Annotated in this window: 17 protein-coding genes and 1 pseudogene; 10 read left to right on the top strand and 8 right to left on the bottom strand. The window is 66.6% G+C overall.

From position 1 onward, the window contains the following. Positions 1 to 1622 (bottom strand): site-specific integrase (locus tag AC3WQZ_RS33330; RefSeq protein WP_492301979.1); only part of this gene is annotated, 1622 nt, incomplete at its 3' end. Between the two features lie 118 nt (positions 1623 to 1740). Then, complete coding sequence (locus AC3WQZ_RS33325) at positions 1741 to 2268, bottom strand: helix-turn-helix transcriptional regulator (RefSeq protein ID WP_011615225.1); 528 nt, start codon at positions 2266 to 2268, stop codon at positions 1741 to 1743. A gap of 23 nt (positions 2269 to 2291) precedes the next feature. Here AC3WQZ_RS33325 and AC3WQZ_RS33320 point away from each other — a divergent pair. Continuing rightward, positions 2292 to 2402, top strand: a pseudogene (locus AC3WQZ_RS33320) (SphA family protein); the annotation flags it as partial. A gap of 158 nt (positions 2403 to 2560) precedes the next feature. Here AC3WQZ_RS33320 and AC3WQZ_RS33315 read toward each other — a convergent pair. Further along, positions 2561 to 3124, bottom strand: coding sequence for an NADPH-dependent FMN reductase (locus tag AC3WQZ_RS33315; RefSeq protein WP_010811772.1), 564 nt, complete (start codon positions 3122 to 3124; stop codon positions 2561 to 2563). A gap of 117 nt (positions 3125 to 3241) precedes the next feature. Here AC3WQZ_RS33315 and AC3WQZ_RS33310 point away from each other — a divergent pair, with 117 nt between their 5' ends. Further along, positions 3242 to 4066: a hypothetical protein gene (locus AC3WQZ_RS33310; RefSeq protein WP_231881401.1), complete on the top strand. Its 825-nt coding sequence runs from the start codon at positions 3242 to 3244 to the stop codon at positions 4064 to 4066. 222 nt (positions 4067 to 4288) lie between these two features. Here AC3WQZ_RS33310 and AC3WQZ_RS33305 read toward each other — a convergent pair whose 3' ends face one another. Continuing rightward, positions 4289 to 5275, bottom strand: coding sequence for a tripartite tricarboxylate transporter substrate binding protein (locus AC3WQZ_RS33305; RefSeq protein ID WP_439671674.1), 987 nt, complete (start codon positions 5273 to 5275; stop codon positions 4289 to 4291). 384 nt (positions 5276 to 5659) lie between these two features. On the opposite strand from AC3WQZ_RS33305, the gene AC3WQZ_RS33300 reads away from it, so the two are divergent. The 3 genes from AC3WQZ_RS33300 (at position 5660) to tolA (ending at position 7505) form a co-directional block, all read left to right on the top strand. Beyond that, positions 5660 to 6028 (top strand): VOC family protein, encoded by a 369-nt coding sequence (locus tag AC3WQZ_RS33300; protein WP_010811769.1) that lies wholly within the window; start codon positions 5660 to 5662, stop codon positions 6026 to 6028. Between the two features lie 158 nt (positions 6029 to 6186). Beyond that, positions 6187 to 6711: a hypothetical protein gene (locus AC3WQZ_RS33295; RefSeq protein WP_011615222.1), complete on the top strand. Its 525-nt coding sequence runs from the start codon at positions 6187 to 6189 to the stop codon at positions 6709 to 6711. Between the two features lie 41 nt (positions 6712 to 6752). Beyond that, positions 6753 to 7505, top strand: coding sequence for a cell envelope integrity protein TolA (gene tolA / locus AC3WQZ_RS33290; protein WP_010811767.1), 753 nt, complete (start codon positions 6753 to 6755; stop codon positions 7503 to 7505). Between the two features lie 30 nt (positions 7506 to 7535). Here tolA and AC3WQZ_RS33285 read toward each other — a convergent pair whose 3' ends face one another. Together AC3WQZ_RS33285 and AC3WQZ_RS33280 are read right to left on the bottom strand one after the other, a co-directional pair. Then, entirely contained in the window at positions 7536 to 13058 is a 5523-nt protein-coding gene (locus AC3WQZ_RS33285; protein ID WP_492301977.1) for an AAA domain-containing protein, read from the bottom strand. Next, complete coding sequence (locus tag AC3WQZ_RS33280; protein ID WP_058698384.1) at positions 13055 to 14260, bottom strand: M48 family metalloprotease; 1206 nt, start codon at positions 14258 to 14260, stop codon at positions 13055 to 13057. Before AC3WQZ_RS33280 ends, AC3WQZ_RS33285 begins: the two co-directional genes overlap by 4 nt. 361 nt (positions 14261 to 14621) lie before the next feature. Between AC3WQZ_RS33280 and AC3WQZ_RS33275 the strand changes: the two genes are divergently transcribed. Continuing rightward, positions 14622 to 15005: a hypothetical protein gene (locus AC3WQZ_RS33275; protein WP_058698383.1), complete on the top strand. Its 384-nt coding sequence runs from the start codon at positions 14622 to 14624 to the stop codon at positions 15003 to 15005. A 117-nt stretch (positions 15006 to 15122) separates the two neighbouring features. Here the strand turns inward: AC3WQZ_RS33275 and AC3WQZ_RS33270 are convergent, their stop codons facing one another. After that, positions 15123 to 16232 carry an alkene reductase gene (locus AC3WQZ_RS33270; protein ID WP_058698382.1) on the bottom strand — a complete coding sequence of 370 codons (1110 nt, stop codon included), beginning with the start codon at positions 16230 to 16232 and terminating at the stop codon, positions 15123 to 15125. Positions 16233 to 16255: 23 nt separating this feature from the next. Further along, positions 16256 to 16885 carry a TetR/AcrR family transcriptional regulator gene (locus AC3WQZ_RS33265; RefSeq protein ID WP_010811762.1) on the bottom strand — a complete coding sequence of 210 codons (630 nt, stop codon included), beginning with the start codon at positions 16883 to 16885 and terminating at the stop codon, positions 16256 to 16258. A 200-nt stretch (positions 16886 to 17085) separates the two neighbouring features. On the opposite strand from AC3WQZ_RS33265, the gene AC3WQZ_RS33260 reads away from it, so the two are divergent. The 4 genes from AC3WQZ_RS33260 (at position 17086) to AC3WQZ_RS33245 (ending at position 18768) form a co-directional block, all read left to right on the top strand. After that, entirely contained in the window at positions 17086 to 17538 is a 453-nt protein-coding gene (locus AC3WQZ_RS33260) for an Ohr family peroxiredoxin (RefSeq protein WP_010811761.1), read from the top strand. A 77-nt stretch (positions 17539 to 17615) separates the two neighbouring features. Beyond that, entirely contained in the window at positions 17616 to 17861 is a 246-nt protein-coding gene (locus AC3WQZ_RS33255) for a hypothetical protein (protein WP_234788249.1), read from the top strand. Between the two features lie 173 nt (positions 17862 to 18034). Then, positions 18035 to 18493, top strand: coding sequence for a MarR family winged helix-turn-helix transcriptional regulator (locus AC3WQZ_RS33250; protein ID WP_018314951.1), 459 nt, complete (start codon positions 18035 to 18037; stop codon positions 18491 to 18493). A gap of 23 nt (positions 18494 to 18516) precedes the next feature. Continuing rightward, a complete protein-coding gene (locus AC3WQZ_RS33245; protein ID WP_058698380.1) occupies positions 18517 to 18768 on the top strand; it encodes a hypothetical protein in 252 nt (83 codons plus the stop codon). The last annotated feature ends 90 nt before the right edge of the window (positions 18769 to 18858 follow it).

The raw sequence follows: 18858 nt of genomic DNA, 5'->3' as shown, positions 1-18858 counted from the left end.
TATCCGGCGTCGCCCGTTTGCCCTGAAAAACGGGCCATCACGCGATTACGAGACATAATCCGGTAGGGTATATAGTGCCGCATCCAGTGCGGGCTCGCCTGCCGCAGCTTGTCGGCGGCGGAAGGGTGATCCGCCTGGATCAAGTCCGCCACTTGCCTGAAGAAGCGCCGCAACACGCCCCACAGGCGCGTGCCGGTGATGCCACTGGCCGGATCCTGGCCAAGGCCGCCGATCAGTGGGGTCTGCGGGTCCCATCGCGCTGGCGTGACTGGCAGGCCTCGTTCCGCCAGATAGCTGTCGAGCGCCAGGCGCGCCAACGGTGGCAGTGCCACCTTGCCAGCCTTGGCTCCTTTGCCAACCAGCTTGAGCCAATGGTCGCCATGGGGATCGCTTTCAACGTCGCCGAGCGTCGCACCGACGAGTTCGCTGGCGCGCAGTCCGGTGGCGTAGCCGAAGTCCAGCACAAAGCGCAGGCGCTGGGCCGCCGGGCCGTCCCAGCCATAGGACCATTCGAGGCCGTCAGCAATGGTGCGGATCAGCAGCCATTCGCCTTCCGTGAACGCGTGCGAGCTGTCCAGCGCCGCCGACCGCCCTCCTCCGCGCACCTTGATCCCGGCGAACGGATTGGCCAGCACATAGCGCTGCTGGATCAGCCAGCGGAACATCGCCCCCAGTACAGACAAGGCATGGGCGGTGGAGCGCGCCGAGAGGCTGCCGGTGAACGGACGCCAGTCGGGCGAGATACGTGGTCTCGCTGGCCCTACCCAGCGTTCCCGGGGCGCCGGTCGCCGCACGAAGCTGCGATAGGCCGTCGCATCCTCAGTGGTCAGCGACGACAACGGCCGTTCGCGCTCGACAATCGCCCACAGGATCAGCCGCTCGGCCTCTTTGCGATAGGTGCGCTGCGTCGCTGGCGACTCATGCAAGGCCAGCCACGCCTGGATCGCCGCGTAATCGTTGTCCGCATTGAGGGCGCAGGTCGCGCGCGGTGCGCGGAACTTCCCCTGCGACCCATCCACTTCATGCGGCAGCCGCAGTTGCTCCCATGGCACGACCATGCCCCGCGGCGCCTGCGCGAGCAGCGCCCGGGCGCGTTCGGTCAGTTGGGGGTGCCGGGCAAAGAAGGCTTCGACCTGTCGGGCCCCGGCCGCGCCCAGGCCGGGGATCGCGGCCCACCAGCGGCGCCGGCGCGGCACCCGAACGGTCAGTGCCGCCAGCGTGTCGATGCCCTGCGCGCGCAGCGCGGCGACCGTGCGCGGCGCCAGCCACAAGCCGATGTCGTCGCTGATTGCCGGTGCCGGCGGCGGCAGCGTACGCAGCGTCTCGATGGCATGGTCCGCTGCCCTGCCCTTCTCCGCCCGCTCGGCCGCGGAAATTTCAAACAGCGCAGCCAGGTCCTCGCGCTGGCGGCTGCGGGCGTATGCGGCAAGCTGGCGGCGGATGCGCCCGAGGATGCCGCGCGACGACTGGCCCTGCGCCCGCTCCTCGCCCAGATATCGTGCGACGGCTTCGCGCGTCGTCAGCCCGGCATGCCAGGCGCGCAGCGCGGCGAGTGAGGTGGCATCGGGGAAGCCGGATGGCGGGGTCGGTTCCGGCGGGGTCAGGGTCAAGCGAGTTTTCATATACGCCAGTTTAGCGCATCGATGTATCTATTACGATAAGGATACTTATCGTAATAGCTGGATCGGTAGCTTGTAGCGCAAGGGCTGGCGCCGGATCGCTGCGCCATGCGCGCAACGGTCAGGGCCGTCGATGTTCCGATGGTGTTGCGGCGATCCCGGGGACTTGCCGTTGGTAATCGGAAGGCGCCATCCCCTCCCAGCGCCTGAAGGCACGTCTGAAATTCGCCAGGTCACTGAAGCCGAGCGTGAATGCGATCTCCTGGATAGTCAGCCGATTCGCCTTCAGGTGCACAATTGCCAGCCGGCGGCGGATATCGTCCAGAATTTCACGATAGGAGGCCCCCTCCTCCATCAGCTTGCGATGAAGCGTTCGCGGCGTCATGTTAAGGTGCCGCGCGGTGGCGAGCAGCGTGGGAAATCCACCTTCCTTCTCGAGCATCAGGCGCCTGACCCGGGCCGTCAGAGTCTGCTGGCGATTGAGCTTGCCAAACTGTTCCTTGCACAGCTTTACGGCTTCAAGAAAGACCTGGGGATTGCCGGTCTTGAGCGGCTGATCCAGGTACGCCACCGGAAATTCCAGGCCGGCCCAGGTCTCGTCATAGCGTACCTGGCAGCGAAACAGGCTTGCGGCCAGCAGCGGAATCACGCCTGCCTGGTAGCGCTCGCTACATGCTGACGCAGCTCGGCGAGGACCGCATCGACGGCATCCGCCAGGCGGATTCGCGCGAGCGCGTGTTCGGCGCGGGGCCCGGACTGCTGGTGCAAGGTGATGGCTGGCAGGTCTTGCTGAACGCATACAAGGAATGGGGCGCAAAAAATCGCCCGGAAGGCAGCAAGACGTCCTGCGGGTGCTGGCGCCACTATGAGTTTGCGGCCTGGCAGCCTCGCGCGAAGCGCGAATCATGGCGCGCGGCAAGGATGCACCGGCCCGATTATGCTCAGCCCGCGCGCGGGCCCTCCACGAACGCGGCGAAGCCGGCAACGAACTCCCTGAGCCGCGCACGCATGCCGGCATCGGTGAGTTCGCCCTGCGCGTCGAATACCTGGCCGGCGCGCGCAACCAGCAGCCGGTTGCCGGTATAGTGCCGCGTGCCCAGCGTCTTGAGCACCGGCAGCCAGTCGTTCTGTGCCAGCACCGTGCCGAAGCCCCCGGCCGAGGCGCCGAGCACCGCAACCGGGCGATTGCCGAAGACCACGGGAATATCCCCGGCCGGCCGCGAGAGCCAGTCGATAGCGTTCTTGAAGACCCCGGGGATGCCATTGTTGTATTCAGGCGTGGCCAGAATCAGGCCATCGCTCGCCATGACCTGTTCGCGCAACGCCACCACGGCGGCAGGCAAGCCCTCACGCGCCTCCAGATCCGCATCGTAAAGCGGAATGCCATGCAGGGTGGCGATATCAAGCCGGACCTGCGTGCCCGCCTCAGCCTGCGCCGCCCGCAGCAGTGCGGTGTTGTACGACTGTGCCCGCAGGCTGCCGGAAATTCCCAGGATCTGGATCATTTGTCACACCTCTTTTCATGAAGATGAAGGATACGGTTTTTCTCATTATCCAGCATGATAGAGCCTTGCCGGCGCGGAATGACTCCACCGCGCCTACACACTTGAACTCCCACTCGAATGCTGAAACGAACCGTGATGAAGATACGAGCGGCCCCAGTCTGGCGTTCGCTTGCCGCGGCCTGGCTCGCCGCAGGCGGTCTGCTCGGGACCGCGTCGCACCGCGTGCACGCCGGACAGATATGCGATGCGCCCTATGTCCATGACGGCGGACGGATCCGCTTCGAAGCGGACGGATTGACGCCGATGACAACCATTGCCTTCTTCCGCAACGTCAACGACTTCGAGCGCGACCTTTGCTCGTTCGATCTGGACATCTATTCCAGGTCCGCCCTCCGGCGCTTGATGGGGCCGCCCGTCGAGACCGTGCAGCGTCACCGGCTCGTGATTGACGAACGCTCGGGACAGCCAGTCGTGCGCAGCCTCAATGCACGCGTTCAGGCCCACGGCCAGTACACCGAGCTGGTCGGGGAAATGAGTACCAACTCGAACGGACTGCTGCTGTATCCGCCGGCGCTGACAGAGGGCCAGGTACTCCCGGCGGAAACGTTTGCGTCCCGCTACGACTTTCGTATTGTGGATCGCCGCACCGGCACCACTGTCTCTGATTTCGTTGGTTCCAATGTTCGCCTGACCTTGTCTGAGCGGACGGTGGGTCCGCTGCAGCGCCTGAAGCTTGCCACTGGCACCCTCCTCTGCTGGCCGATCCGATATACCAAGTTCGTGGATCCTGGCCGCTTTCGGCTGGTCGATACCGATATCGAACTGGAGCCGACGGTGCTCGACATGACCGACTGGTATTGTCCCGCCCGGCGATTCGTCATGCGCCAGGAAGTTCGCTACAAAAATCAGCACCAGGTTGTCGATGTGGTGGAAATTGAATAGGGCAGCCGCTGAAGGGTTTCGCCATTGGAACACCTGCATTGCATAGCGCCAATCTGTGGCGGAAAAAAGCGCCCGATCAACGGGCGCAAACGGAGACGACCACGGAGGTAAAGCAGGCCCGGCTCCAGAAAGAATGTCGCAGCAAACGGCAGCGGGGATAGCAAGGCGGGCCGACATGCCGTCCGGCCCGATGGACACGCCGACTGTCTCGCCCCCCGTCACTCAATCGACCTGTGCTCCCGAGTCCTTGACGACCTTCGCCCATTTCACCAGATCGTCCTTGATCAGAGCGCGGAACTGCTCTGGCGTATTGGATGCGGCCTCTGCTCCTTGCGCGGCCAGCTTGTCCTGCACGTCCTTGCTATTCAGGACTTTGGTGGCCTCCGCATGAAGCTGGGCAAGAATTTCCTTTGGCGTACCGGCTGGCGCAAGCAACCCATACCAGGAGACCGCGCTGTACCCGGGAATGGCCTCCCCTATCGCCGGCACCTCGGGAATCAGTCTTGACCGCTTCTCTGTGGCCACGCCAAGTACGCGGAGTTGCCCCGTTTTCACGAACGGCATCACGCCTGGCAAGCTGCCGAACGTTATGGGAACCTGGCCGGCAACCACGTCAGTAGCCGCTGCCGCTGCGCTCTTGTACGGAACGTGAGTAATATCGATGCCAGCCTTTGCCTTCAGCATTTCCCCGAGCAGATGATTCAGCGTGCCATTGCCCGCGGAGGCATAGTCCAGTTTTCCTGGCTTCGACCTGGCCAGGCCAATCAGATCGTGGACAGACCTGGCCTGGATTGCGGGGTTCGTGACCAGCACGTACGGCGCCGTTGCCACCAGCGTAATCGGCTCGAAGTCCTTGACCGGATCAAACGGAATCTTCCGGTATAGCGACGGGTTGATGGTGAACGAACTGCCGACTGTCAGCAGTAGCGTGTAGCCGTCGCGCGGTGCCTTCGCGGCTACCTGGATGCCGATATTGCCACCGGCGCCCGGCCGGTTGTCGACGACAATGGGGTGGCCCAGCACCGCACCGAGTCTTTGCGCCACGATTCTCGCCACGGCATCGTTGGCACCACCAGGCGCTTGTGGAACGATCAGTGTCACCGGCTTCACCGGATACCCACTCGCCCAGCCTGAGCCGCTTATCATTAGCGCGGGAACCAAGCCTCCAGTACGGAGAAGACGCAATGCCTTCCCTTTGATACCTTTCAATTCATGTCTCCTTTGAAGCGGCATGCCACCAGTTGTGAAGCATAAGCAGCAAGCCGTTATTCGATGAGGATGAAAGAGGCGAAGGGTGTCGTAAAGCAATAAATGGCGAGCGTGCCATCGCGTTTGGTGATGGCCGAATGGTGGCTACGGGGCGGATGGTTGGAAGTGAAGGATGCATCTGACCCGGCCGGACTTTCAGGCGCTAACGCCACGCCTGAAGGGAAGCGCCAGCCAGGCCTGGCCTGCAAGGCAAGGTTGCCGTCATTGCCCGCGCTGGCTACGCTGCAAGCGTGGCGCACGCCAGCTTCTGCGTGACGGCCGGCTGGCCGTCCCCGGCCGGCTTGCTCGCCGTTCCTTGCACATATCCTTCCCGGAGATTGCGGCATGGCCATCCAGCTCAACCACACCATCGTCTTTTCTCACGACAAGAAGGTCTCCGCCGACTTCCTCTGCGAGATCCTCGGACGTCCCCCGGCCGAGCCGTTCGGGCCGTTTCTCGGCGTGCGGCTGGACAATGACGTGACCCTGGACTTCATGGACGCGGAGGGCGATGTTGCCCTGCAGCACTATGCCTTCCTGGTCAGCGACGCCGAATTCGATCAGGGCTTTGCCCGCGTCCGCGCGCGCAACCTGACCTACTGGGCGGACCCGTACCGCCGCCGCCCAGGTGAGGTCAACACCGACGATGGCGGCCGTCGGATCTACTTCGAGGATCCGAGCAAGCACTTTCTGGAGATCTTTACGAAGGGCTAGTGTCCTGTCATGAGCCTTTGACGAGACACTGGCGCCCTGCCACGCCAGCTCTATGCTTTGCAGCGTTGACTGCGCTTGGTTGATGCGGTTGCACCCCATAGAATGAAGTTGCGCCTTGGAAAGCGGCTCTGGTTTCTGCCGCATCAAAGGAGGATGTCATGGAACTTCATATGCAATCGCATCGCTACGCGCACCGGTGGCCGGACTGGCGTGCGGCGGCGCTGGCGGGCCTCGTCGCCGGGGTGGTATTCCTGGTGCTCGACTTGCTGGCGGCCATGCTGATGGGGGCCAGCGTCTGGAAGCCGCTGACCATGATCGCGGCCATCATGCTGGGCCCTGATGTGCTGGCGCAAGCTGCCACCTTCCAGATGAGCGTGCTGGTAGCGGCCGTGGTGGTCCACTTCGTGCTCTCTGTCGTGTTCGCGGTAATCCTGGCAGCGATCATGGCGCCGTTCCGTTTCGATTCGAGCGTCGGCATGGCCTCGGTGGTGGGGGCGCTGTTCGGCCTGGTCCTGTACCTGGTCAATTTTCACGGCATGACTGCCGTCTTCCCATGGTTTGCCGAAGCGCGAGGCTGGGTGACCGCCATTGCCCACATCGTGTTCGGCCTGGTCGCGGCTGACTCGTATCTGAAACTGGAGCGGCACGTGGATGCGTCCGCCGGCGGAACTGGCGGTACCTAGGAGAGCAAGCGCAAAACGAGCAGCGGCAAGGCGCGCGATCCATGCAGACCGTCGCCTATCCCTATCAGCCAGTGCCTGAACGGGGCACCCTGAGGTGCTTCCTGCTGGCCTTGTTCATGCACCTGCTGCTGGGTGCCCTGCTCTACTATGGCGTGCGCTGGCGCAGCGCGGCGCCGGAGGGTATCGCGGCCGAACTGTGGGAGGCGATCCCGGAAGCCGCAACGCCAGCGCCTGCAATCACGCCGGCGCCAAGCCCGAAGCCGGTCGAAGAGGAAGACGCCGACATCTCGCTGCAGGAAAAGCAGCGCAAGGCCGAGCAGGCCGCGCGCGACCAGGCACAAGCACGGCAGCGCGAGAACCAGGCCCGTGCCGAAGCGGCCCGCAAGGAGGCGCAGCGCAAGGCGACGGAAGCGCAGCGCCAGGCCGACAATGCCCAGCGCCAGGGCGAACTGGCGCGATTGCGGTCGCAGGCGGGCAATTCGGGAACACGGGTCGGCTCCGGCTCCGGCACCAAGCCTTCGTCCGGTTATGCCGAGCGGGTCCGGCAGCGGGTCAAGCCGAACATCATTTTCAATGAAGACGTCAGCGGCAATCCGGCGGCGGTGGTGGCCGTGGGCATGGCGCCGGATGGCTCGGTGCTGTCGACGCGGCTCGCCAAGTCAAGCGGCAATGCGGCCTGGGACAACGCCGTGCTGCGCGCGGTGCAGCGATCCGACCCGCTGCCGCGCGACGAAAACGGCGTTGCACCGTCCAATATCCTCATTACTTTCTGGCCCAAGGACGAAGGCGGCTAGTAGTGCCGCCTCCTGTGCCCTGTCCAGGCGCTACGCCTCTATGTAGCCCTTGCGCAGTTTCTCCGACACCAGCTTGTCCGCCTCGCGCCGTGCCCGCTCGGCGCTGTCGAAGGTCTTCACGCTGGTCTGCCCTGTGCTGCCGATGCGGCCGTAGGTGACGGAGAGCTCCGCCCCGCGTACGCTGGCACGCCAGAACTTGCGCGATGTGCCCTGTTCGAAGCGCAGGCTCCGAACCAGTTCCGCTTGCGCAGCCGATGCCGTCGCCGCGTCCGTCCGGGCCTCGCCCGTTGACGCCGGATCCTGCGCGGCGGCCGGCTTCGCCAACGGCACCGGCATCTCGACCTCCACGTCCAGCGCGCGATCCTCGCCATCGGCCAGCATGGCCTCGATGCGGGCCAGCACCGCGTCCCGATCGTCGAGCCAGTCCTTGCCGGGGATGTCCAGCACCCGCCAGCCGAAGCCGCGCAGGACGCCGGGGCGGAACACATAGCGCTCGGCGGTGTCCGTCACCGGCTCGGACGGCGCATCGAGCAGGATCGCCAGCGCGTAGCCTTGTCCCGACGGATCGGCGATGGCCAGGTCGCAGCGGAACTGCGAGCGGCCGACGTTGGCGTGCACCTGGTGGCCGCGCGCACGCAGCGCCTCGGCCAGTGCGTCGCGGACGCTGTCCGGCGTGGCCTCGCGCGTGAAGGCGTCGCGCGCGCCGGGGTTCAGCGCGCCGAGCACCGACTGGGCGCGTTCGAACTGCCCGCGCGCGCTGGCCTGCGCGAACTGCAGGAACGCACGCAGCGCGGCCGCGCCATCGTTGTGCACGTTGGTGATCGCCTCGGCCTGGATCGTCGACACCACCGCCATCCGATGGCGCGCGCGGCTGAAGATCACGTTCAGCCGCTTCTCGCCGCCGCGCTGGTTGATCGGGCCGAAGTTCATCAGCATCTTGCCGTCCGGCCCCGGCGCGTAGCAGATGCTCAGGATGATCACGTCGCGCTCGTCGCCTTGCACGTTCTCCAGGTTCTTGACGAACAGTCCGTTGAACTGGTCGTCGTCCTCGCGCACGTACTCGCGCTCGAGGCGCATCGCGAAGTCCGCGTCCTCGGCGGCCAGCGCCTCGAGCGCGGACTCGATGGCGCCCTGCTGCGCCTCTGAAAACGCCACGATGCCCAGGCTCAGCCCGGTCTCGCGCCGCAGCAGCTCGCGCACGGTCCGGGCGATGTAGTTCGCCTCCTGCGCATTGCGGCGGTCCGCGTAGACGCCGTCGGCCAGCCGGTGGAAGCTGACCGGCCGCGCCAGCAGCGCGTCGGCGCCCGCGATGCCGGCATCTTCCTGGTCCGAACGCAGCGCAGGCGCCTCGTCCTCGGCCTGCTCCAGCAAACGGTCGGGAATGGTGACCAGGCGACCGTCGTAGAACGCCGCGTTGGAAAAGCTGATCAGCGACTCGTGACGGCTGCGGTAGTGCCACGCCAGCAGCGTGGCGGGCAGGTTGCGCGCGGCCTGGTTCAGCAGGCTGTCCGAATCGAGATTGATCGCGATGCGCTCGCCCTCCTCTTCCACGACGATCTCGTCGTCGCCCTCGGCACCGCCGGCCGTGAAGAAACTTGTCGGCGGCAGCTGCATCTCGTCGCCGACCACCACCACCTGGCGTGCACGGCTCAGCGCCGGCACGGCTTCCTCGGTGGGAATCTGGCTGGCCTCGTCGAAGATCACCACGTCGAACAGATCAGGCGACAGCGGCAGCGTGTCGGACACCGACAACGGACTCATCAGCCAGATCGGCTTCAGGTCGTTGATGACGAGGCCGGTCTCGTCGTCGCAGAGATCGCGGATCGAACGGTGGCGCATGCTCTTGCCGAACTCGTGCTCCAGTTCGCGGCGACCCGTGGCGTATTGTTTCTTGAACGCCTTGCCGTCGGCGTCCAGCATCGTGGCCGACAGCGAGGACACGCGCACGTGCTCGGCAAACTGCCGGTGCCGCGTGGCGCGAACCACTTGCGCGTTCAGCGCGAGCAGTTCACGCTGCCCTTGCGCCACGGCGCGCGCAGCCTGCGCCAGCGCCGCGCCGCCAAAGCGCGCCAGCACCGGGTTCTCGCGCATGAGACGGCGCAGTGCCTCGTCGGCGACCAGCGCCTCGAGCTGCACCGGTGCGTGATCGAGCCACTGCAGCGTGGCGGCACAGGCGGGGTCGCCCGCATGCACCGCGCGCAACAGCGGCAACAGGTCTGGCAGGTCGTCCAGCGCCTCGCGCAGGTCGCGCAGCAGTTCGGCGATGTCGCCGAGGCGCGCATCGGCGGCCAGCGCCAGCCCGTCGCGTACACGCTGCGCGAGCTTCTCCAGCGACTCGCGCGCACCGGCCTCGGCGCGCGCCGCCGCGACCGGGTCGACAGCCTGGCGCAAGTGCGCGACCAGTTCGCGCGGGCCTGCGCCCGACTGCAGGCGCCGCTCGAGTTCGCCGAGCGCGCGCAGGAAAGCCTGCATCTCGCCGACCCCGTAGCGGCGGCGGCTGTCGGCATCGGTCGCCGCCAGCGCGGCGCTCGCGGCGTGCTCAGCGGCCAGCGCTTCCAGCACCTTGCCGTAGCCCGGATGGACGGCGTGCTTGCCGAAGTCATAGCGGCGCTTCAGTTCGCCGCGCAGCCGCCACCATGCGGGCTGCAGCCAGCGCGCGAACGACGGCTCCAGCCGCCGCGCGAGCGCCAGCGCCGATTCGGTATCGCCGGGGCTCAGCTTGTCCTGCCAGTTAGACGTTGCGGCTTGCGCGTCGGCGAGTGCCTGTGCGCGCGACTCCAGCTCCGCGCGGACCTCGCGCAGCGCGGCTTGCGCCGGCGAGGCCGCATCGAGCAGGTCCAGATGCGCGGCCAGGCCCGTGTCGAGCAGCCACTGACTGTCGGCGGCGATTGCGCGTGCCTGCTCCAGCGCGGTGTCCTGGCCGGTCAGGCTGGCGGTACTGTCGAGCAGCGGGTCGAGCGCATCGAACAGCGCCTCGGCGTCATGGCACAGCTGCTCGGCGCGGCCATAGGCGCGCTCGTCGGCCAGCAGTTGCGGCGACAGGCGCGCGAACGGGTGCGCGGCCAGGCTGTCGACACCGAAGCGCTCGCGCATCGCGCGGTGCACGCGGTGCGCGAGATCGCGCTGACGGTCCCAGGCGGCCAGCGCCGGCAGGCGCTCGCGCAGCGCAGGCCCTGCCTCGGGCACAGCGGGCAACGCGGCCACGCGGCGCAGCAACGCACGCACGCTGTCGCCGAGTGCCTCGGGCGCGCTGGCCATCGCCGACTCGAATGCGTCGATGCGCTGCTGGTATGCGGCCAGCGCCTCGACGACCTGCGTGCGGCGCGCAGCCAGCGCGTCGCCATCGTGCGGCTGCGCGATCCACTGCTCGTAGCAGGCACGCAGGTCGGCAATAAAGGCCTTCTTGTCGGTCTGCGAGTCGTGGATCAGGGAGCACAGCGAGTCCAGCCCGCTTTGCTTGAGCCGGTGGAACACCACGTCGAGCGCGGCGCGCTTCTCGCAGACGAACAGCACGCGTTTGCCGCGGCCCGCGTAGTCGGCGATCAGGTTGGTGATGGTCTGCGACTTGCCAGTGCCCGGCGGGCCCTGGATGATGAAGCTGCGCTGGCTGCGCGCGAGGCCGACCGCGGCGTTCTGCGTCGCATCGGCCGCCACCACGTTCCACTGCTCGGCCGGTGCGAGCGGCGCGGGCACTTGCGTCTCCACGTCGCGCGGATCGATCGAGAACACGCGGTCGAATGCCGGATTGGCGCCGGGCTCGTCCAGCAACTGCGCGTAGTCGCGCACCAGCGACATCTTGCGGTAGTTGAAGTTGGCGAGCGTCACCTGCGTCAGGTCCAGGTCCCAGGCATAACGGTGGCCTTCGGACTCCTCGAGCACGTAGCCCTGGCACTCGTCGCTTTCCGCGGTGGCGGGGCCGCTCATGTGTGGCTGGCGCGGACCGGCGCCCGGTGCGGCGCCCGCCTCGAAGCGCTGCGGCAGCTCGCTCGGCCGCACCCAGTGCTCGAACAGCGCGCGTCCCAGCGGCCGGTAGTCGTCCTGCGCATAGCTGTACGGCGGCAGCCAGCCACCGGTGCGCGCGGCGGCCGGGCCCGGCTTGCGGCGCTGGAACTGCTGCATCCGCTGCAGCGCCTTCTGCCGCACCAGCCGCACCGCGGCCTTGTCGACCAGGCGCAGCTCCACTGACGGTTCCGAGCGGCGGATCTGCGCGAGGATGCCGGCATGGATCTCCTCGAGCGAGGTCTTGCCGAGATCCACCGTCTCATCCAGCCGGATGTCGTACAGCTGGCTCAGGTAGTGGCGCAGCACCGGGTTGAACTCGGCCTCGCCGCCCGCGCACTGGATCACGTACTGGTCGCGCACGCCCTTGCGTTTGACCAGCTCCACCGGCAGCCACAGCAGCGGCGTCACGATGCGCTCGTCCGGCGCCTCCTTCAGGTTGTGCCAGCGCAGGAACGCCACCACCAGGCGCAGGTTGCTGAAGCCGTACTCGGCGCGGTCGCGGCGGGTCTCGGCGATCAGGCGGTCCAGCGACGCCGGCAGGTAGGGCTGGTCGTCGAAGCGCAGCCAGCGCTGCAGCGACACCGGCTTGCCCGCCACCAGGTCGGCTGCGAACGGTCCGCCCCAGGTGCAGATATGCTCGGGCCGCACGCTTTCGATCTGCAGCATCAGCGGCACGCTGGCCACGGTGACGTTGACGCTGACCGCGGTCGGACGGAAATGCAGCAGGCGGTTGCGCCGCGACAGATCGAACAGGCGGTCGCGCAGGTGCGTGAGCACGGCGGCGCGGCGCGGCGTGGCACCGGTCGTGCCGGCCAGCGCACGCTCGACGTCCAGGCCGAGTGGCTGGTCGCGCCACGTGCGCAGCCGGGTCGCCAGCGCGGCGACATCGGTGGCGCGGTCGTGGCGGTTGATCTCGGTCATCTCGACGATCACCGCGGCGACGATCGGATGCAAGCGCTCATGCAGCAGGAACAGGTTGCGGCGATGCGCCACGAAACTGCGCAGGTCGTCCTCGTCGGCGAAGTCCAGGCCGCAGGCCAGGCTCGCCAGCACCATGCCGAGCAGGAAGATGTCGCCGATTTCGTCGTGGTGGCCGACGAGCCGTTCCCAGCTGGCCGGGCCGGGCAGGTAGACCGGGCGCGCGACGGGCGCCGTAGCGTCAAGCTGCAGCGCCAGGTCGGCCTGGTCGCGCTGTCCGTCGTCGGCATGGCCGAGCTGCAGCGCGCCGACGATGTTCAGGCCCGAGGCCGGATGCGGCTGCACGCGATGCACCGCGCCGATGTCCATGACGGGCGCCTCGCCATCGGGCCGGCGCAGGCGCAGCGCCCCATCCTCGTCCACCAGGATGCTGTCGCGATCGAGCGCGGCCACCCTGCCCTGCGCGTGCAGCGTGGCAACCTGCGCGAACAGCGGCAGCACCAGCACCAGGACGTCGTCGGTGGGCAGCGCCGCGCCCGCCTGCGCCTCGATCAGGGCGCGCAGCATGCGCGGCTCCCCGCTGCCGGTCATATCCGGAATGGTATTGGTGCCGTGGGTCGTGCTGTCAGTCATGCCCGGCCCTCCCTGGCCAGTTCGCGGTGGAGTTGGCGCTGGTAGCGGTCCAGCTCGCGCTTGCCGAAGCCGGCGTCGCGGCGCAGGTTGCCATGCAGCGCTTCCAGGCTGCCGAGCGCCTGCGCCACCTGGCCGGCGCGCAGCAGCGCCGCGTCCTGCTGGTCGGGGTCGGCGAGCGCCAGGTCCATCATCAGCGCGTTGAGGTAGCCGCGCACGCTGTCGTCGGCCACGTCCGGCCCCAACCCCTCGGGGCCGATCGCTGGTTCGTCGTCGCGCCAGTCGGGGAACATCATGCGCACTTGCGCGAGTACTGCCTCGCTCGCCAGCGGCGTGCCGGCGAGGAAGTGGGCCAGGAAGCCGCGCGTCAGCGCCTGCAGGCGGATCTGTCCCGGCAGGTCCAGCTTCTCCAGCGCCAGCGGGCCGTGCAGCCGGGTTTCGATCCATGGATCGAGATCGGCCGCGCCCTCCCACCACAGCGCCAGTGCGCGCGCCCGGATAAAGGTCTCGGGATGGCTGTGGGCGGCGCTCGCGCCCGCTTCGTGGGCCTCGATCTCGGCCGCCTGGCGCAGGTAGGCGGCCGCGTCCACGCTGCCGATGCCGGTCTGCACCTTGACCAGCGTCGACACGGCCGGCGCCACCGCACGGGCGGCCACGGCGCCGCCGCGGTCGGCGAACAGCTCGGTGTGCAGCGCGTAGCGGCGCCAGGTCTCGCGATGGCTGGCGCTGGCGCCGGGCGCGGCCAGCGCGTCGTTCAGGATGCGGTCGGCCACCAGGAACTGGCCGTCGTCGCGCGACCACAGCAGGTAGTGGGCCAGTTCGTGGCCGAACACCGCCAGCAGCTCCGGCGGCGACAGCCGATCCAGCAGCGGCCCCTGCAGGATGATGTGGACCTCGCCCGGCACGTAGATCAGCGACGCGTTCATGTCATGGCCCGGCGACTGGTAAAGCGTCGCGGGGGCGTCGATGCCGAGGCGCGCCATCGCCTCGGCCAGCGCCGCGTGCACGTCGGCATGTGCGTCCGCCTCGATGCGGTAGGTGTCGCGCAGCAGCATCGAGCGCAGTGCCTCGCGGTGATCGGCGCCGGTCGCGCGGGCGCCGGCCCAGCGCCAGACCTCGGGCTCATGGCGGCGCAGGTAGTCGACCACCGTTGCGTGATAGGCAAGCGGCACCAGCGCGCCGCGATCCGGGGCGTGAGAGTCCATGCGGGACGTTCCAGGGTTGCGTGGAAGCCGATTCTACAGGGGGAGCATGGCGTTGGCGCCGTCCATCAGCGCGGGCAATGCCCGCACTGGCCTGGCGAGCATGACGTTGTCGGGAGCAGTTGGAGGCGGGGATGCCGGCGCGAGAAGCGGCTGATGGCTGAAGCTGTTGGTTTGGGTGGGCGGCTGATACGCCGCAAGTTTGTTTCTGCCCAACATTTGCTCCGCCAGCCGGGCGGAATTCGCTGATGACGGGGCTGCGACTCCATTTTTGTCGGTCCGCATCCGGTGGCACAGCTTCTGCGTATAAGCGAGAGGACGCCCGCCGCGTTCTGCCCTCCTTACCGCAAATCGGAGTACCGCCATGATCCGCCAGCTCGCCAACACGATCTTCGCCACCGCCGCGATTGCAGTCGCCTGCACTGCCGGCATTGCCCATGCCGCCGCCCGCGACAGCGCTCCTGCCGGCGACAAGTCCGGCTACACCTTCCGCGTCGACATGCGCGACGTCTATAGCGAAGCTGCGCGGGCCGGCCGCTTCGACGTCTTCATCGACGGTACTCGCGTTGAGGCTTCACCCGTCAACGAGCAGTCCGTTTCCGGCCTCGACCGCAGTGGTGTGTCGGCCGACCCTGCCCGCAAATTCGACATCTACACCGACGGCGCGCTGGCCGGCATGGACCGCAGCGGGGTATCGGCAGATCCCGCGCGCAAGTTCGACGTCTATACCGATGGCGCCCTGGCATAAGCCCGTGCATAGCAAGCCTGCCTCAGGCAGGCAGCCATCGTCAAACGCGCTTACGCGCCCTTTGGAACGTATTTCTCCCGGCTCCAAAGGGCGCTTTTTTGCTGGCCGGAGCCCGCGTCAGCCCAGCTCGGGGTAGTCGACGTAGCCGTGCGCACCGTTGCCGCCGTACAGCGACGCGTCTTCAAACGGACGGTTCAGCGGCTTGTTTTCGCGGAAGCGGCGCGGCAGGTCGGGGTTGGTGATCATCTTGCGGCCGAACGAGACCATGTCGGCACTGCCACGGCGAATCGCCTCTTCGGCCATCTCCTTGGAGTAGCCGTTGTTGACCATCCATACGCCGGTGTACAGGCGGTGCAGCGCTTCATAGTCGAACGGGGCGTTGTCGCGCGGGCCGCCGGTGTGGCCTTCCACGACATGGATATACACCGGATGCAGCTTCTCCAGTTCACGCACGACATGTTCGAACAGTGGCTGTGGGTTGCTCTCCAGCGCGTCGTTGACGGGCGAGACCGGCGCCAGGCGAACGCCGACCCGGTCGGCACCAATCTCCTTAACCACGGCAGCCATGACTTCGAGCAGGAAGCGCGCGCGGTTTTCGATGCTGCCGCCATACGCGTCGGTGCGATTGTTCGTGCCATCGCGCAGGAAGGCGTCAAGCAGGTAGCCGTGCGCGCCATGGACTTCGACACCGTCGAAGCCGGCCTGGACGGCATTGGCTGCAGCGGTGCGGAAGTCGTCGACAATACCAGCGATCTCGGCCGTCTCGAGCGCGCGCGGGACCGAGCATTCGACGTAGCCTTTGCCATTGATATAGGTCTTGGCATTGGCAGCGATGGCCGACGGTGCGACCGGGGCCTGGTTGTCCGGCTGGAAGTGCGTGTGCGACATGCGGCCGGTGTGCCAGATCTGCAGGAAGATCCTGCCGCCCTTAGCGTGGACCGCATCGGTCACGTTCTTCCAGGCAGCAATCTGCTCGGGGGTGTAGATGCCCGGCGTATTGGTGTAGCCCTGGGCAGTGGTCGAGACCTGGGTGGCTTCAGCGATGATCAGGCCTACGCTGGCGCGCTGGCTGTAGTACTCGACCACCATGTCGGTCGGCACCAGGTTGTCGTCGGCCCGGCTGCGCGTGAGCGGCGCCATGGCCATGCGGTTGGCCAGTTCGAGCTTGCCCAGCTTGATTGGCTGGAACAGCGCGTCGGCAAGGAAGGCTTCGTTCTGTACACCCATGAATCACTTACTCCGTAGTTGGTCTATGGCTTGTTGCGGCGAGAACCGCCGTTAGCGGCCGGCTGGAACAGGTGGTCAAACATCAGGTCGACGCTGCGGCGCAGCGGCTCGACAGAGCATTCGAGCTTCATGCGCAGCAAGGCGCCCTCCCAGGCATCCCACGCCAGCCCGGATAGCTCGGCAGCCGCTATGTCGGCACGGATATCGCCGTGCGCCTGGGCCTCGCAGATCATGCTGGCGAGGCGTTCGCGCCACGCCAGTTGCGCGGATTGCAGGGCGGCCCGGCAGACTTCGCTCGACAAGGCAATCTCCGCCGCGAAGTTACCTATCAGACACCCAGCCTGCAGCTTCCTCGATTCGTGGTACGCAATCATCCGGGCAAAGACATAGCGGATCGCTGCCATTGGCGCAGACGGCGCCTCATCGATCATCGCCTCCCACGACCGCTGCAGGAAACCCGCGTATTGCGCGACGATGACCGCCGCGAACGCTTCCTTGCTCTCGAAATGGTTGTAGAACGACCCCTTCGGCACGCCGGCGTGGTCGGTGATCTGCTGGATGCCGGTGGCGTTGTAGCCGTGGCGCGTAAACAGTTCGCGCCCCGCCTTCGTCAAACGGTTGGGGATGTCGGTCTTGTCTGCAGTGCGTGCCATGGCGGAATAATATGACCAGTCGTCTTAAGATGTCAAACAGCACTGCGCAAGCGTAGGCAAGGACGCATTTCCGGCCCTCTTCCGGGCACACGATATTTTTCCTTGACAAGGGAAGCTCCATGTTCCATTATGCATTCAATCGCATGCGATCTAAGCGGATGCGATTCAAATACAACTGACAACCACCAGAGATCCATTCCATGAGCAAGATCGAAAAAGTCCTCGCCACCGGCAAGACCCACACCATGCACAGCAGCGCCGGCGTTACCTCACGCGGCCACAACGGCACGCTGGACATCGCGCTGTCGCCCGGCAACAGCACCACCCCGGCGCACGTGTTCACGACCGTCCAGCCCCACCCGACCGCGGAACAATTGTTCGCGGGTGCCTGGTCGGCGTGCTACATCGCCGCGGTCGGCCTCGTGGCCAAGGAGATGAAGCTGGAACTGCCGTCCGACCTGGCCGTGGACATCGAAGTCGACCTGGGCCAGACCGGCGCGGATTACTTCCTGCAGGCACGCCTGAATCTGCGCGCGCCGGGCCTGCCGCAGGATGTCGCTACGCAACTCGCTCACGCCGCCGATGCGATCTGCCCCTACTCGAAGGCAACCCGCGGCAATATCGAGGTGGCGCTGAACGTGTTTACGTCGTAACTCCCTGACCTTTTCGTTATTTCCAATTAGCCGTATGCGATGTAATCGGATACGACTAAACATCACCTGATACAAGGATGCATACCATGACCACGCTCACCTCCATCGCCCGCTACACCGTTGTCGCCGCCGCCCTGTTGACCGCCGCCGCCGCGCAAGCCGCCGGTTCGGCGCGCGACCCTTTCACCGAGGGCGCCCGCTCGGTCACCAGCGCAGCCGATCCGTACACCGACGGCGCACGCTCGGTACACGGCACGCGCAGCCCGTACTACGACGGCGCCCGCGGCAAGGTCGACCCTTACCTCGACGGCGCACGCGCCTGAGACCGCGTAGCGCCGCGGAGGCCAGATTGTGCGCACGATTCTCTGCCGGTTCCGGGCGCCCTTCCCTCGGGCTCCAGGAACCGCCGCGGAAAGTTATCGCACCTGCGATAAAATCGCATACGATCTATAATCGACGCTTGCGATCCATCCGTCTTTGGCCAACGAGGCAGCAAATGAAACCCACCGACAAGCCCGCCGCAACCCCGACGCTCTCGGACTTCCTGTGCTTCGCGGTCTATTCCGCGAACCTCGCCTTCGGCAAGGCCTACAAACCGGTCCTTGAGCAACTGGGGCTGACCTATACGCAATACATCACCATCGTTGCGCTATGGGAGCAGGACGACCAGACCGTCGGCAGCCTGGGAGAGAAGCTGTTTCTCGAATCGAACACCCTGACGCCGATCCTGAAGAAGCTGGAGGCGATGGGCTATGTGGAGCGGCAGCGCGACCCCGAAGACGAGCGCCAGGTACGTGTGCGCCTGACCAAGGCCGGCCGCAAGCTGCGCGAGCGGCGCCTGGAATCCAGCCTCGCCGGAGCGACCGGCCTGGCCCCGGACGAATTCGCCCGGATCCAGAAGGCAGTTGCGTCGCTGCGCAACAACCTGATCCAGTCGGTGAAAGACAGCGAATGAACCAGCACACAGGATCCATAGCCATGACCAGCACAGCCGCCCAGTACAGCCCGATCAGCTGCGAGTTCCACGACCGCCTGGAAGACCTCGCCACCGTGCGCAGGCCCACGCAGATCCACTACCGCGACGCCGATGGCTTGCTCCAGCAGCGCACCGAGACCATTACCGACGTGTACAGCCTGGGCGGCGCCGAATATCTGAAGCTCAAGACTGGCGAGACCCTGCGCCTGGACCAGCTCCTGGAAGTCGACGGCGAGAAGCTGGCGGACTACTGAGCCCGCAAGATTCCGAGCCGGAAAAGACAAAACCCCTCGCAGCACACGCTGTCGAGGGGTTTTGGGAATAAGAGCCTGGCGATGACCTAC

Source organism: Cupriavidus sp. FW305-26 (assembly GCF_058787975.1).
The sequence above is the reverse complement of the archived record's forward strand: the minus strand, read 5'-3'. Positions and strand labels throughout refer to the sequence as shown.